10 protein-coding genes and 2 pseudogenes are annotated in these 14,563 nt (G+C 59.7%); 5 read left to right on the top strand and 7 right to left on the bottom strand.

Features of this window, described 5'->3' with window-relative positions:
* Window positions 1-627: 627 nt before the first annotated feature.
* The 6 genes and pseudogenes from istB to EFQ99_RS33185 form a co-directional block, all read right to left on the bottom strand.
* The gene (gene istB, locus EFQ99_RS33215) at window positions 628-1,521 is read right to left on the bottom strand and encodes an IS21-like element ISRel5 family helper ATPase IstB (protein WP_004672573.1); all 894 of its coding nucleotides are present in this window, start codon (window positions 1,519-1,521) and stop codon (window positions 628-630) included.
* A complete protein-coding gene (gene istA, locus EFQ99_RS33210; RefSeq protein ID WP_026188833.1) occupies window positions 1,518-3,023 on the bottom strand; it encodes an IS21-like element ISRel5 family transposase in 1,506 nt (501 codons plus the stop codon). Before istA ends, istB begins: the two co-directional genes overlap by 4 nt.
* Before the next feature lie 1,477 nt (window positions 3,024-4,500).
* Window positions 4,501-4,626: a hypothetical protein gene (locus tag EFQ99_RS36100; protein WP_257784634.1), complete on the bottom strand. Its 126-nt coding sequence runs from the start codon at window positions 4,624-4,626 to the stop codon at window positions 4,501-4,503.
* A 94-nt stretch (window positions 4,627-4,720) separates the two neighbouring features.
* Window positions 4,721-5,734: pseudogene (locus tag EFQ99_RS35290) on the bottom strand (nucleotidyl transferase AbiEii/AbiGii toxin family protein).
* Window positions 5,727-6,294: pseudogene (locus tag EFQ99_RS33190) on the bottom strand (DUF6088 family protein). The pseudogenes EFQ99_RS35290 and EFQ99_RS33190 overlap by 8 nt, the downstream one beginning before the upstream one ends.
* Window positions 6,295-6,439: 145 nt before the next feature.
* A complete protein-coding gene (locus EFQ99_RS33185) occupies window positions 6,440-6,649 on the bottom strand; it encodes a hypothetical protein (protein WP_004672578.1) in 210 nt (69 codons plus the stop codon).
* A gap of 323 nt (window positions 6,650-6,972) precedes the next feature.
* On the opposite strand from EFQ99_RS33185, the gene EFQ99_RS33180 reads away from it, so the two are divergent.
* Window positions 6,973-9,582, top strand: a complete 2,610-nt coding sequence (locus tag EFQ99_RS33180) for a hypothetical protein (RefSeq protein ID WP_011053319.1) — start codon at window positions 6,973-6,975, stop codon at window positions 9,580-9,582.
* A gap of 207 nt (window positions 9,583-9,789) precedes the next feature.
* On the opposite strand, the gene EFQ99_RS35920 is transcribed toward EFQ99_RS33180, so the two are convergent.
* On the bottom strand, window positions 9,790-10,080 hold the full coding sequence (locus EFQ99_RS35920) for a hypothetical protein (protein ID WP_004672580.1): 291 nt from the start codon (window positions 10,078-10,080) through the stop codon (window positions 9,790-9,792).
* Between the two features lie 25 nt (window positions 10,081-10,105).
* Here EFQ99_RS35920 and EFQ99_RS33175 point away from each other — a divergent pair, with 25 nt between their 5' ends.
* The 4 genes from EFQ99_RS33175 to sctJ all read left to right on the top strand — a co-directional run bounded on the left by EFQ99_RS33175 (window position 10,106) and on the right by sctJ (window position 14,561).
* Window positions 10,106-12,646: a hypothetical protein gene (locus EFQ99_RS33175; RefSeq protein WP_004672581.1), complete on the top strand. Its 2,541-nt coding sequence runs from the start codon at window positions 10,106-10,108 to the stop codon at window positions 12,644-12,646.
* A gap of 303 nt (window positions 12,647-12,949) precedes the next feature.
* Window positions 12,950-13,207, top strand: coding sequence for a hypothetical protein (locus EFQ99_RS33170; RefSeq protein ID WP_004672582.1), 258 nt, complete (start codon window positions 12,950-12,952; stop codon window positions 13,205-13,207).
* Window positions 13,208-13,257: 50 nt separating this feature from the next.
* Window positions 13,258-13,734 (top strand): hypothetical protein, encoded by a 477-nt coding sequence (locus tag EFQ99_RS33165; protein WP_004672583.1) that lies wholly within the window; start codon window positions 13,258-13,260, stop codon window positions 13,732-13,734.
* Entirely contained in the window at window positions 13,731-14,561 is an 831-nt protein-coding gene (gene sctJ / locus EFQ99_RS33160; RefSeq protein WP_042120090.1) for a type III secretion system inner membrane ring lipoprotein SctJ, read from the top strand. Before EFQ99_RS33165 ends, sctJ begins: the two co-directional genes overlap by 4 nt.
* The last annotated feature ends 2 nt before the right edge of the window (window positions 14,562-14,563 follow it).

Genomic DNA, 14,563 nt, shown 5'->3' with positions numbered 1-14,563 from the left:
ACGGCGTCAGTCGGGCATTCTTATGAATGTTCATTCGCGGCGATCCTTCCGACTCGAGGTGTGATAGCTCCAGTCTCCTAAATCCGCTTTGAATGGACAACCTCCCGAAAGCTCACAACTAGAGCCTCGGCCGGGGTCTGGTATCCGAGCGATGAGTGCGGCCGGAAATGGTTGTACAACACGACGACAGAACACCCACGGGACCGAGGTTCGCGAGCTTTTGTATCCGTGGCATCCCTGGTCCGGGCAACCCGTTCACGTGCATGAGGCGGTGTCCAAAGGGAAGCATATTTCCGCTGCAGCCTTTCTGGTTCTTCTTCTGGTCGACTTCTTGAGGTCCCATCGTGGATGTTCGACCGATCAATGAGTGGTTGTTGGCGCAGCCTGGCGGTTCCGCACGTCGATCTCGCAAGCCTGCATTCTTTGGCAAGATTGCTGAAGGACGCTGATGCCTCATCGCAATCTTCGGTAATGGGCGCAGCACTTTGGTCGACTCAGCCTATTCAACGCCATGGTGAGGCAGCTAAATGCTGACTTCCAAGAGAACCTTGAGCCTGCCCATCGATGCAAAATAGCTAATAGCGCGGCAATCAGGATGAGACGCTTGCGACAATCTGGATGAGATTCTTAGGTCGCGGTCGGGATCAAATTATCATGCTGATTGCCGCTGACAAGTTCTTCGTCGTTTTCTGATTGCCGCTCCGCGACAGACAGCGTTGATGTCCTGATTGTCGCAAACGAGGCCGGTCGGCCGCGCTGGCGTTTTTCCTCAAGCGCAGTTCTGCGGCGATAGCTTTCGACGTTCATCTCGAAGATCGTGGCATGGTGCACGAGCCGGTCGACTGCTGCGAGTGTCATGGCAGGGTCGGGAAAGACCCGGTTCCACTCTCCGAACGGCTGGTTGGCGGTGATCAGGATCGACCGGTGCTCGTATCGTGCCGAGATCAGCTCGAATAGCACGCTTGTTTCCGCCTGGTCCTTGGTGACGTAGGCGAGGTCATCGAGGATGAGCAAGTCGTACCTGTTGAGTTTGTCGATGGCAGACTCAAGCTGCAGTTCCCTTCGGGCGACCTGAAGCTTCTGCACAAGATCGGTGGTCCGGGTGAACAGGACCCGCCATCCGTTCTCGATCAGCGCAAGGCCGATGGCAGCAGCAAGATGGCTCTTTCCTCCGCCGGGCGGACCGAACATGAGGATGTTAGCTCCCTTGGCAAGCCAGCTGTCGCCGGCGGTGATTGCCATGACCTGCGCCTTCGAGATCATGGGTACAGCGTCAAAGGCGAAGCTGTCTAAGGTCTTTCCGGGCGGCAGGTGCGCTTCGGCGAGATGCCGTTCAATCCTGCGATTGGCACGCTCTGCCAGCTCGTGCTCGGCAATAGCCGACAGGAAGCGAGCTGCCGGCCATCCTTCCCGGTCCGCCTCTTCGGCAAATCGTGGCCACAGCATTTTGATCGTCGGCAGCCGGAGCTCGTTGAGCATGATGCCGAGGCGTGCTTCATCGATAACGTGGGCGTTCTTCATGCCGCTTCTCCCGTCCCGATCAGGGCCTCATAACCGTTGAGCGATGCGAGTTGCACATGAACGGTCGGCAGCTTGGCTGGATCCGGACCGAAGAGCGCTCGCATGGTAGCCAGATTGGGTAAGTCACCAGCATCGAGTATCCTGGCCAATTCTTCGGCAAGTTCGCGTTCGCAACCACGGTCATGCGCGAGCGCCAGGAGTTCGACGGTGATCTTGCAAGCCTGCTTGTCGGGAAGATGCTCGATGAGGGCTTCGAAGGCCTTGCGATATTCCTGACGCGGGAAGAGCTTGTCGCGATAAACGAGGCCGCGGAGCGCCATCGGCTTTTTGCGCAGGGAATGGATGACGTGGTGGTAGTTGACGACCTGGTCGTGTCGGCCGTCGGGATGGCCGCGTCCTCGGCGCAACGTCATCAGATGCGTACCGCCGACAAAGACATCCAGCCGATCGTCGAACAGGCGAACTCTTAACCTGTGGCCGATCAGGCGGGATGGCACGGTGTAGAAGACCTTGCGCAAGGTGAAGCCGCCCGTCCGGGACACCGTAACGACAATCTCTTCGAAGTCCGTGGTCCGGCGCTCGGGCAGCGCCTGCAGATGGGATCGCTCAGCATCAATGCGCTTGCCATGGGCAGCGTTGCGACGGCTGACGATGTCATCGACAAAGGCGCGGTAAGAACTGAGGTCGTCGAATTCCTTGGCCCCCCGCATCAGCAGGGCGTCATGAACAGAGTTCTTGAGATGGCCATGGGAGCTTTCGATAGAGCCGTTCTCATGCGCGACGCCTTTGTTGTTGCGCGTCGGCGTCATTCGATAATGGGAGCAAAGCTGATCGTATCGGTGGGTGAGATCGACCTTGGCATCGGCGTCGAGGTTGCGGAATGCCGCCGACAGGCTGTCGCTTCGATGATAAAGCGGCGTACCTCCCACGGACCACAGGGCATTTTGAAGCCCTTCAGCCAGCGCGACAAAGCTTTCGCCGCCGAGAATGACATGGGCATGTTCGAAGCCCGACCAGACAAGCCGGAAGTGATAGAACAGGTGATCAAGCGGCTGGCCGGCGATGGTCACACCAAGACCGCTGGCGTCGGTAAAATCCGAAAGGCCCAACCGGCCTGGCTCGTGCGTTTGGCGGAAGATGACCCCCTGCGCTTCGCCATGGACAGCACGCCACGACCGAATGCGTCGTTCAAGCGTGCGGCGGATACCTTCAGAGAGTTCTGGATGTCGGCGCAGCATCTCGTTGTAGACAGCGACGGCACGGATACCGGGTGCGGCCTTCAGGAGCGGGACGACTTCGGTCTCGAATATCAGCTCTAAGGGATCAGGGCGGCGGCGTCCGCGCGGCGCTTTGCTCTGAGAAGGCAGTTGTACCTCCTTGTCGAGGCGGTATGCCGTGGCTCGGCTGATCGACGCTTTTGACGCGGCGACCTCTACGGAATGCGTTTGTCGGTACTTCATGAAGAGTCTCATCTGATGATCGGTTAAATGGCGACCCGGCACAAACTGGTTCTCCAATCCAGAAAACCGCAAATGTACCGGACCGACCGCGATCATGAGACGCCGAAAATCTGCGCCACGCCGGGGTATGACTACGATCGGGCTACGCCCTCACTCCGTCACACCCCGGCGCGAGTCTCATCCTGATTGACGCTGAATCTCATCGAGATCGCCGCTACGCATAAAAGAGCCAGCCTGCCCGTCTAACCAATGCGAGCAGAACTCTCGGGACATTGTCACCCAACTTGTAGAGGGCCATCTTCGGCGTCAAGGCGCAGACCTCAACCGCTTCCGAGCAGAGAACTACGTCGGGTGCTGGACATATTTGTGAAGAACCCAACACGGCACAATACTTTTATCATCACGGAATGGGCGCGGCAGTCGGCCAGCAGCCAGGCGCCTGTAAAATCCAAGTGTCGAGCCGACAGGGCCTTGAAGGCATGCCTGAAACCAGGATGAGGGAACATATCGCCGGATTGGGCCGAGTTGAAGAACGTTGTGGGCAAGAATCTGTGCCCTCACCTCATCAGTCCAATTCCGCCGCCGCCGCCGACAGGTGATCTTTGAGCTCATTTGGGGATCGTTAGCGTTCAGCTTCGGTAGGCGGACGTGCATTTTTGCGATGGTGGAAGTTGTCGGCAGGTGGGCAACACGTGAAATATGGTTCTTCACTGAAATCGAGGGCATCAGACACGTCCCGCGCTCGCCGCGACAGAGCGTCCGACGAGACCTCGAACCATCTTCCGCGAACACTTCATAGCACTGCCTGCAACGTGCTTCGTGTAGACTGCAATCTTCAGTACATCGTTAAGCGAGGTCGTGTCTGAACAACACCGTAGGCATGCCGGATCCTCCGTATTCGAGATGGAATAGAGCGCCTCAGGAATGGTCCCATTTCATCCCGAGGAGGAGAAGTGAAATTGCCATAGTGGCGTGGCGGCGTTTGTTCGCGAGGCTCATGCTACGTGAGTGTCGAGAAGATTGCGACGGATTTAAGTTTCGATCGCCGTGGTTTACCGGAATGCACCTTCCGCTATTTCGCCGCCGAGACGTTGGTCGAGTTCCTCGTGCTGGCCGTTGCGGCAACTTGGCGATTCACGCCGCCACCGCGCGCCTATCGCTGCGGCAGCACAGCCGGCTTCGACGCATCTTCATTCAGACAAGGCGATGGCAAAAATCATCGTCACGCCCGCGCGCGCTGGCCCTGTCGAGATTGCGGCCTTCCTGATGAAAGGCGACGTCGATCCGCTGGACGCCAAGAAGTGACCTTCGTCTTGTCGACCCCCCCTGCGGGAATAGAGCCAATCAAGCGTGCGGCGCGCCAGTGGGAGGACGGCACTTGGCGCGAGAACGTGCCGTTGCGGCAAGTGGAACATCCGTGTCGATTCTCGCGTCAGCGATTTTGAGCTTGCTCGGGCTTCCGGCGAGATTGAAATTGGGAATTTGAATGCCTTCACTGCAAACACACCGGATCTTCATTTTACGTGGCGCAACTTTCCTCAAACGAACCCGCACCCGTGCGGTATTTGGCCACATCCTCGCCGAGGCCGGAGCCGGAATAACCGGGTCCGAGCTTCACTCTCATCACATCAAGGGTGCCTGCCACGAGCAAACGCCTTATAATTGGCGCGAAGCCAAACCGCGTCGGTGACAGGGCACTCACAGTAATGGGCAGGGTGCGGCTGTGGGCCGGCAATTGCTTATTTTGACGCGTCGCTTTTGTTGGCATGCGCCTGAATTTGCGTGCATCGCTCGATCAGGTGCTCGAACGGCTCGGAATCGCCGAGCAGCAGGCCGTCGTCGACCATGCGCGCGTAATCCTCGCCGAGCGCACGCAGACCTTCTCCGGATGGCGTCAGAACCAGATTGCCGTTGACGGCTGCGGCGTAGTCGATGGGCGAGCGGTCGGCCGCCTTTTCCGCAAAAAACATGGATTTGTGTTTCGCCACGGCATTGGCGAGTTGCCGATCCGCGGATGCTTTGTCGGCGAAACCAGCATCGTCCAGCCGGACGACATCATGCCAGTGGCGGGCAAAACGATCGCCGCGAAGGCGCTCCTGCAGGCAGAAGACATGGATGGCGGTCGCTTTCTCCCACAACGTCCGCTCCGCGTGCATGACGCGGGGACTCGCTTTCGGAAATTCGACACCATCAACCTGGCCCGACGCGTCACAGTCGACGGATACTGGCCGGCTCGCCGGTCGACCGCGCTCCGAATTCGAGCATGACGCTCGGGGCGACATAGCCGGATCCGCTGCTCACCGCTTCATAGTCGAGGTAGAGCGTATCGTCCTCGAGGCGGATTGCCGCCGGAAGAGATTGAACGCGCAACGCGCCATAACCGGCTCCACCGAGCCCGCCACCCAGACCGGAAGCCGCTTTCGCACCTCGCTGGTCCAGTGTTTCTCCTCGCTGCGGGTTTTCGGCAGTGCTTCGTCATTGTCGCCAACCAAGTCCGGCGCCAGGGCGCGGATATCGTAGGTCAGGTCGACATCCTCGGAGAACCTTTTGATGACACCGTAGGCTTTCGAAAGCGAGGTGCCGCCCTTGAAGACGAGATGCTCACCGAGCTTGGACGAAAAGAGCGTCTGCAGCGTCCAGACGACCCAGACATCCTTTTCGAGGAGATGAATGGGCCGTCCGGTGCGGTCGGCCGCCACCGCCAAGGCTTCGCGTCGGTTATCCTTTGACAAGGTCAGAAACAGATCAGCGATGCGCAGCCTTTCCTACGCTTCTTGCAAGCCAGGTCGGAAACTGCGGAGCCGCCGCCACCAGCTCGCCGAACGCGTTTGGCGGCAGCTTTCGCTTGATCCGCGACAGTGCTTCATCGGCCCTTTCCGGCCCAAGCCATGCAAGTGCGCGGACCGCCACGCCAGCAGGTCGATCGGCCAAGGCCAATTGCCAGCGCGGCACGTGCTTGAGCTCGACCGTCTGCTGTCCAAGGGTCATCGTCCGGCTACGGCCGGATGTCAGGTAGACGGAGCGGACCGGGACCTGGGAGGTCAGGCCCAGGGCATTTGCCGCGGCGGCGCCATCGAGACGATGACCTCACCGCGCTGCTGCGCCACCGCCTCTACGGCCTGTTCGACCGTCGGCGGCCGACTGCCAAAGCGACTTTTGACGGGCCGCATATAGATACCACGGCCCGCCCGGACGAGCTCGCCACGCTCGGCCAGGCGCGACAGAGCCTGATCCAGGGCGGCTCGATTTCCGAGATGCAAAAAACTCTTTGCCGAAAGCGCGGTCCTTCCGGCAGTCGTTCAGCATGTCCCATGATTTGCTATGTCAGCTTTTGCATGGCATTTCTCTTGTCAGAATTATATGCAAGTTTCTGACAGTTTGCAATGAGAGGGGAAGACGGCGAGCCCGGACGGTGCTGACCAATTTTTATCGGTCAGTGACCCGCTGTCTCTTCACAATCACGATTCATCTATCAGGCCGTCAAACACTTCCACCATCGCATCGCTGATGGCCTTGCCTAGCGCGGCTGCAGCGTTTGCAAGCGCCTCGTCGTCCATATCGCGAGCGGCCATCGCAAAAGCAGTTCCCTCGGACGTTACGATTTCCCGCGCCCGCTCAATTGCCCAAAGGCCGAAGTCGCTGCGGCTGCTGATTTCCACGGTTTCCATGTTGTCCCCTGATTTGTTCGAGAGGACGGCTTATACCGATTTGCCGGACAATGCAGTCTGAAAACCGAGCCCGAGGACCGACTTTGATCTGTCTCGTGAGCGCATTCCCTACGGTAGCGTGCTCTATTGCGCCGCACCTTGGCGACTGCGGTGTCACCAGCATTTGTACTGCGGTATAATTTGGAAGCGCTATGTGGGGGTCAATGGTTCAATTTTGCCGCTCCGATAGCACCCATTTGTCATATCACTGAAAAACTTCTGACCTAACGAGGCTTTCCGGGCCTCCGTTCAGGGTGCGGCCGTCGATCAGGAGTGACGAAATCATGTTGGAACGTGTTGGCAGCGGATCGAAAGAGGTCGAAACCCTGGTCGTGGACCTCGACCAGAAAGACGTGACTGGCCGTTCTGCATCGACAAAAACCATCGACGCCGGCGAAATACGCAAGATCGCGCCGAGCGGCAACGGGCAGGCACTCGACATCTCCGCTGCGCGGGGCTTCGTCGGGTTTACCCAGAGCAAAAGCGGCGCCACCGCGATCCTGGTCGATGCAAAGGTGAGCACGCCCGAAACCGACCCGGGCAACGATCTCAAGATCGACCTGGACGGTTTGAAAAAGGTTGCCGCTTCCGAATTCGGCAGCACCGTTCCCAACAACATCACCCACCTGTTCAACCCGACCATCCAGGCGATGGCCAAGCAGTTTTACGGGGGAGACAGCCCCGCGGTGCGCGATCAGTTCAAGGCCGACGTCAAGGCGCTTCTCGGTCCGCTGCTCGACAAGGTAGGCGCCGGAGAGGTCAGTCAGGCTGATCTTGGCGGCCTTCTGGAGCGCCTGACCTCGCGTCTGAGCGCTCCCGGCGGCAAGGAAGTCTGGGGTTACCGCCACGCGGTACAGACCGCGCTCGAAGGGCTCGTCATGGGCGCCAGCCTGGTCTCGAAGCTCCCGGCCAATGCCGAGTGGGACAAGAGCGTCTCGCCGCTACCCTCCAGCAATCTCGCCAGCTATTCGTTCAACGACGTCATGGCGGCAATCATGATCGGCACCGGGCTGGCCGGCAAGGGCATTGCGGCCAACGGCTCAGATCGCGGGCGCTTCTTCGCCGGCAGCGGCGGTGACGCCTGGATCGCCGAGCGTATGTTCGCCACCACGGACAATGGCTGGAGCAAGACCGTCCAAAATCTCGATCTGCCCTATATCGACAGCGACTATCTGACATCGAGCCTCAAGAAGATGGACCTTGTCATGTCGGGCTCGGATGCCATCGAGCCGGTCGTGGAGCGCCCGATCGACGAGAACGACATCCTGGAAAGCAAGGTGCTGCGCGGCTACGCTCCGTCGACCGCCTATGAGCCGACGCTGAAGAAGCTCGACGAACTCAAATACGGCATTCTCGGCGACGCCGTGAAGGACGTGAACCGGAATTTCGTCGCGCCCGACAACATGGACCACCTCGACCAGCTGACGCCGGAACAGAAGGCGACGGTGCTCTACGATCTCATCGAGATCAAACAGCAGTTCAATGGCTATATGAACCAGTATGGCGACAGCGTGCCCGATGGCGAGCGCGTCGGCAAGGACCTCGATGCGCGGATCGAAAAGCTGACGGCCGATCCGGCGACGCAGCAGCATCTCTCGGATATCTTCGCGAGCGGCATGAAGGAATATCTGCAAAGCCCGGAGAATTCCGATCTGCTCACCAACATCGAAGACGCCTATCTGATCGATATCGGCGGCGGCAAGGCGATCGACCGGGCGCTGAGCGCCGGCAAGAGCTTCGAAGATGCCCTGAAGGATTATTATTCCGAACTCAACACGCTCGTCGATCTCCTGCCCCAGGATTATATCGACGCGCATCTCGACGCCGCGAACGTCACCTTCTCGAACATCGTCAAGGAACATTATATCGGCGACGGCCAGGGTGTCGATCTCGAGCCGCTGCTGTCGGGTCCGGATGACACATTTGTGCCCGGCGCAACGAATGACGCCATCAGCCAGTTGGCAAACACCTTCGCCGAGGATTTCATCAGCAAAAACGGCCCGGCAGATGGCGGCGAGACGCTGAAGCAGAACCTGGCGCAGGATATAGCGCGCGACGTCGACGGCGTTCTGCGCATGGTGCGCGGCGGTATGAAGCTCGACGACGCGCTTGCCTCCTTCAAGGATTCGCTCGACCTGCCGCGCCAGACCCGTACACCTGCCGGCATCGATGCCGAAGTGTACAAGGCCGGTCTGATGCACGCCGTGCAGATGCTGACGATGTCGAGCGTGCTGGTGGCGCACGGCCTCGGTGTCGGCGGCAAGTGGACGCCGGCCGATATCGCCGCTGCGGTCGGCTCGGCGACACAGATCGTCGGCATGACGATGGAGGGGCTCGGCAAGAACCTCGACGTTGCCGGCAAACCGTTCAGCGCCTTCGGCAATCAGCCTGGCAGCTGGGGCAAGGGGATCTCGATGAACTTCTCGCCGAAGACGATGGAAGCGGCAGGCAAGATCCTCGGCGCGGCCGGCGGCCTCGCCATGGCCGGCCTCGGCTTCTATTCGGCGTCGCGGTCGATGAAGGCCGGCGACCGCGCCAAGGGCGCGCTCGAAATAATCGGCGGCATTGCCGGTACCGGCAACGCGCTGATCGGTTTCTCCGAGGCGATGCTTTATCTGACCAATGCCATGTCCCGTGCCTTTTCCGGACTCGGAACGGTGGCGCCGGAAGTCGTGACCATCTTCAGCAGCGCCGCCAAAACCGGCCTTGCCGCGGCCGGACTGGTCACCGGCCTCGTTGCCTCGGCCGTCGGGCTGGCGCTTGGTCTGTGGGATATGGCCAATGGCGTGAAGAAGCTCGACAAAATGGAAAAGCAGCTGAACGAGAAGCTTGAACGCTACACCGGCGAGTCCGTGCATCTCGAATTTGGGCCAGACCCGTCATTCATCTGGTAGAGGCAGAGGGGCGGCAACGATGACCGCCACAGCCTGGGAAATACCCTGCGACCCCTCGGTAAAAATGTGATTTTTGATCTCCAGGCGCGAGGCCGCTGCATTTTATGCAACCGCGATGTCCGATCGGGCTTGAATTATCACGCAAAGGTCGATCTTATGCCTAACGTAAGGTAAACGACGTCATCCGCGAAAAGCGGAAAAAGAAAATCAAAGGGAACGCATGTCATCGATCGCACCAGCATCTTCGGATATCGATACGGTTTCATTTCTCCGGCTAAACGCCAATTCCGATCCAAAGTCCGAAAATTCCACGAGCCAGGGCAAAACCACGAGCACCACGGTCAAGAAGGCATCGCCTTTTGCCTCTGACGGGACCACGACGGCAGCCCTGACGATTTTCTCCTCTATATCGGCGCAGACGAGCAGTCCGAAGTTCGTTTCGCTGGCCGCCACGTCGAATGGCACGTCCCGCCCTACCGCGCCGATCCAGCCGGTCATCGATCTCCTGTTCAATTCCGATTTCATGAGCGAGATCAATCAGGGCTTCATGGAAGGGCTGAAGGACAAGGACAAATCCTTCGAGAGCATCGACGTCGTCAAAAACCCTCACAATTACACTGCCGAGCAGAAACTGATCATGTATCTCGATCTGCTTCAGACCAAGGCGACCTTCGGCCAATACAAGGACAGCCTCGGCGACAACCAGCGCGGCATCTACAACGACCAGGAGATCCTGAAGGATCTCGACAAGTCGATCGCCATCCTGGGCTCGGACCCCGACGTCAACTCGCTGATGACGGAGAAGGCGCTGAAGGCCTTCAAGCTGATCTTCTCCGGTTATCGCGTGGCGCCGGCCGATACGAACAAGGACGCTTCCGAGATCATCAACGACACGATAACGCGTGACGAGAAGATGAAGGACCTGCGTACGAAGGTCGAGGATGCCTTTGAGCGCGACATCGTCAATGGCGGCCTGCTGAATGACGGTCTCAAATCCGGCAAGGACGTCACCACCATTCTCAAGGAATATAATGCCGCCCTCGGCTTCTATTCCATGGTGCTTCCCGACGATTTCGTAAAGCAGCGCTCGGCGATTGCCGACAAGACCTATGCCGAATTCTTCGACAAGAACGTGCTGCCGACGATCTCCGATCCGACGACGGCGCTCGATGGCCTGATCCGCATGGGACTGGCCGGCAACAAGACCGAGCGGGAACTGAAGGGGCTCGGCTCCATCCTGCCGGTTGTGGATTTCGACCAGTCGCTCGGGCTCGGCGGGAGCCTGTTCCCCGATCTCAAGATCGACCTCGACGGTTTGAAAAAGGTTGCCGCTTCCGAATTCGGCAGCACCGTTCCCAACAATATCACCCACCTGTTCAACCCGACCATCCAGGCGATGGCCAACCAGTTTTACGGGTCAGACAGCCCCGAGGTGCGCGATCAGTTCAAGGCCGACGTCAAGGCGCTTCTCGGTCCGCTGCTCGACAAGGTAGGCGCCGGAGAAATCGGCATCGGCGATCTCGCCGGCAATCTGGAGCGCCTGACGTCGCGCCTGAGCGCACCCGGCGGCAAGGAGGTCTTGGGCTACCGCCATGCGGTGCAGACCGCGCTGGAAGGGCTCGTCATGGGCGCCAGCCTGGTCTCGAAGTTGCCGGCCAATGCCGAGTGGGACAAGAGCGTCTCGCCGCTGCCCTCCAGCAATCTCGCCAGCTATTCGTTCAACGACGTCATGGCGGCAATCATGATCGGCACCGGGCTGGCCGGCAAGGGCATTGCCGCCAACGGCTCAGACGGCGGGCGCTTCTTCGCCGGCAGCGGGGGCGACGCCTGGATCGCCGAGCGCATGTTCGCCACCAAGGACAATGGCTGGAGCAAGACCATCCAAAGTCTCGATCTGCCCTATATCGACAGCGAATATCTGACATCGAGCCTCAAGGACATGGGACTTTCCATGTCAGGCCTGATGAAGACGCTGATGCCCGGCACGGATGTGATCGATCCAATCATCGTCGACGGCAAGACCGCCGAAGAGGCGATCAAGAGGATCATCGCCCCGAGCCTCGACGCGCTGGCGGAAACCCTGTTCAAGGGCAATGCCGATGCCATGGCGCAATACAAGACCAATTTCACGACGATCTTCACCGCGCTTTGGGCGACGATGCGACCGGGCGGCAGCGTCGAAACGATCAAGGCCGACCTTGCCAAGCTGATCGACAAGACCGCGACGGCGGCGCCGGCAGGGGTCGATCCTGTCAAATACAAGGCGGCGCTCTCTTCCGGCGTGATGTCGGTGCTTACCGCATCCCGCTCCATCTATGCCGGCCTCAACATGACGAGCCCGACCTGGGACAGCATCGGCATCGTGGTTCTGCACGCCCTTGGCGCTCTCGCGCACATGGGCAGTGCGCTCGGCTCGGCGATCAAAGCCTCGAATTTTTCGCTGCTGGATGGGATCAGTTCACTCGTCGGCGTTTCCGACGAGCTGGCGCGGGCGCAGCGCAGCGTGCTCTCCGCCTTTTTCAAGAATACCGGGACGACGGTTGGCGCCGTTGCCGGCGTCGCTTGGCTGCCGGTGGAATATTACCAGTTCCTGCAGGGGCTCACCAGTGGCAAGGGCGATCCGGTCGATCTCATCTTCATGGGTATCGGAACCGCGGCGGACACGGTCGGCGCGATCGAGGGCATCGCAGGCGTTGCCAATATGCTGGTGAATTCCACCTTCCTCGGGCGCACGGGCGCAACGGTAGCGCTCGTCTCCGGCGGCTTCTCGCTCGCCTTCGCGATCGCCGGCGCGGTGTCCTGGGCGGCCTGGGCGGGCTTTGCCATCTACCAGAGCATCAAGCAGGAAAAAGCCTTCCACAAGCAGACCGACATGATGAACGACATGCTTAAGCGCACTGTCAACGACACGGTCGGCATCTACGCCAAAACAGGTCAGCGCGTCGGCGCCAAGGGCGGCGTCGCCCCCGCGCCCCGCGACCCGGAACAGCGCGAGCTGACCCCTGAGAACTGGGACGCGATCATCGCCGATATCGAGAAGCGCCGCGGTACGGCGGTGGGCTGATCCGGGACGCTTTCGCAACACCAAATATCTGGGTACTCACAGGCCCGGTTGGCGTAGAGGCGGTCGGGCCTGTGAATATTTGATAGCAATAAATTTAAGTATGAATTTCATGCGCAATCTGGATATCTGCTGCGCTTTATGGATAAAAACGTTCAATTTTAATATAAAGGTCGAGAAAGTTGTCAAAGCGATTGTAATTTCCGAAAATTAACCATCGGTTAAGTTTAAACAATTGACCGGCCGTTTTTTTATCCATATCAAATCATGCATTCATTTTGATAACTCCTTGATGGAAGTGCTCATATGGCCGTAGATGCAGTGAATTCCGACCTGAACCTGGCGCCTGCAAACCCTGTCTCGGTGGAGCTGACGACTGATAAGACAGATTCCAAGGACACCACCGGCAGCACGACGAAAAAGGTCGATCCGAACAGCGAGAGCGAGATACTCTCCGCTGCCGTGGACGCGTTTCTGCCAGGCATGATTTCCAACACCCTGATGCTGAACAATTCGCTTTTCAATTTCGCCAAGGAGGCGATCGACGAAGGCAGCGACGAGTAGCGTTCCCGTTCATCGTTTGCAGTTGACGTGTACCGAGTTGAGGAATTGCAATGAGCGGAGAAGAACTTACCGGCCGCGCCTTTACGCCGCCCGTTGATGGCGTATCGACAGGCAATGTGCTGAAGACCTCGGAGATCGTGGCGGAGCGGATCGGGCTGCAGCCGGCGGATTTCGCCGGCCTTCGGCCAACCGAACTCACCTCCATTCCCAACATCCAGGGCCGCAAGATCGCGCCTGAGTCCGACGCCGTCCCGCCCTCCTATTCACCGGAAGGCAATACCAGGCCCTCCAGCATTCTCGACCGGCTGTCGGCATTCTTCATGCCGGTGGCCGGGAACGGCCAGCCGGAGACGCCGCTGGTGCGATTTGCCGCGGACAAGGATCACAGCGGCCCGAAGATCGAAGACATCACGACATCGATCGACCGGCTGGAGAAATCACAGCAATTCGCGACCGGCACGACGCTGCTGTCGTCACTCACCCAGTCGGTGATGTCGTCGTCCAAACGGCTGACGCAGGGCCAGTGAATATCATGATCACATCGGCCCTTGCGAGATCACCGATCACTTCGCCCGCGCGCAAAGTCCTTCCGAAGGCCGCCATGCTCGCTTTCTGCCTGTTCCTCGCCGCCTGCAGCCAGGACGTGCTGACGGGACTCGATCAGCGCGATGCGCTGGATGCTCAGGTCCTGCTCGAACGCGCCGGCATCTCCGTCACCATGAGGAGCGAAAAGGGCGGGACCTATGCGATCGCCGCTGAATCAGCCGATCATGCCCGGGCGATCGAGTTGCTGGCGGGCGCCGGTCTGCCGCGTCAGTCGTTCGGAAATGTCGCCGAACTCTTTCCCGGCAACGGCTTCCTTGTGACGCCTTACGAACAAAAAGCCCGGATGAGCTACGCCATCGAGCAGCAGCTTGCCGAAACGCTTTCGGGGCTTGACGGCGTGGCGACGGCGCGCGTCCATGTGGTGCTGCCGGAGGAAAACGGCCGCGGGCTCATCAAGGAAAAGGCGAGGGCGGCGGCCGTGTTGCAATATCGCCCCGGCGCCAATCTCAACGAGATCGACATGAAAAGCCGGTCCGTTCTGGTCAACAGCATCCGTGATCTCTCTTACGAAGATGTCTCGGTGGTGGTCAGCCCCTGGTCGGAGGTCGGCGCGCCGGCGGCCCCGCCGGCAACGGCAGCATCGGCCCCGGCGGCAACCGTGACGCCGGCACCCGCCGCAGCGCCATTCTCGATGGTGCAAAGCGCTCTCTCGGCTTTCAAGGCCCCCAATCTGGCCGTGATCGGCGCAATTATCCTCGCCATCGGGGCATGCCTGCTGCTGCTGTTGCCGCAGCGGAAGGAGCGCTGAGC

This window comes from Rhizobium vallis, from assembly GCF_003985155.1.
Classification (GTDB): Bacteria; Pseudomonadota; Alphaproteobacteria; order Rhizobiales; family Rhizobiaceae; genus Rhizobium; species Rhizobium vallis.
Note: the sequence above shows the minus strand (reverse complement) of the source record. Positions and strands in the feature narration are given on the sequence as shown.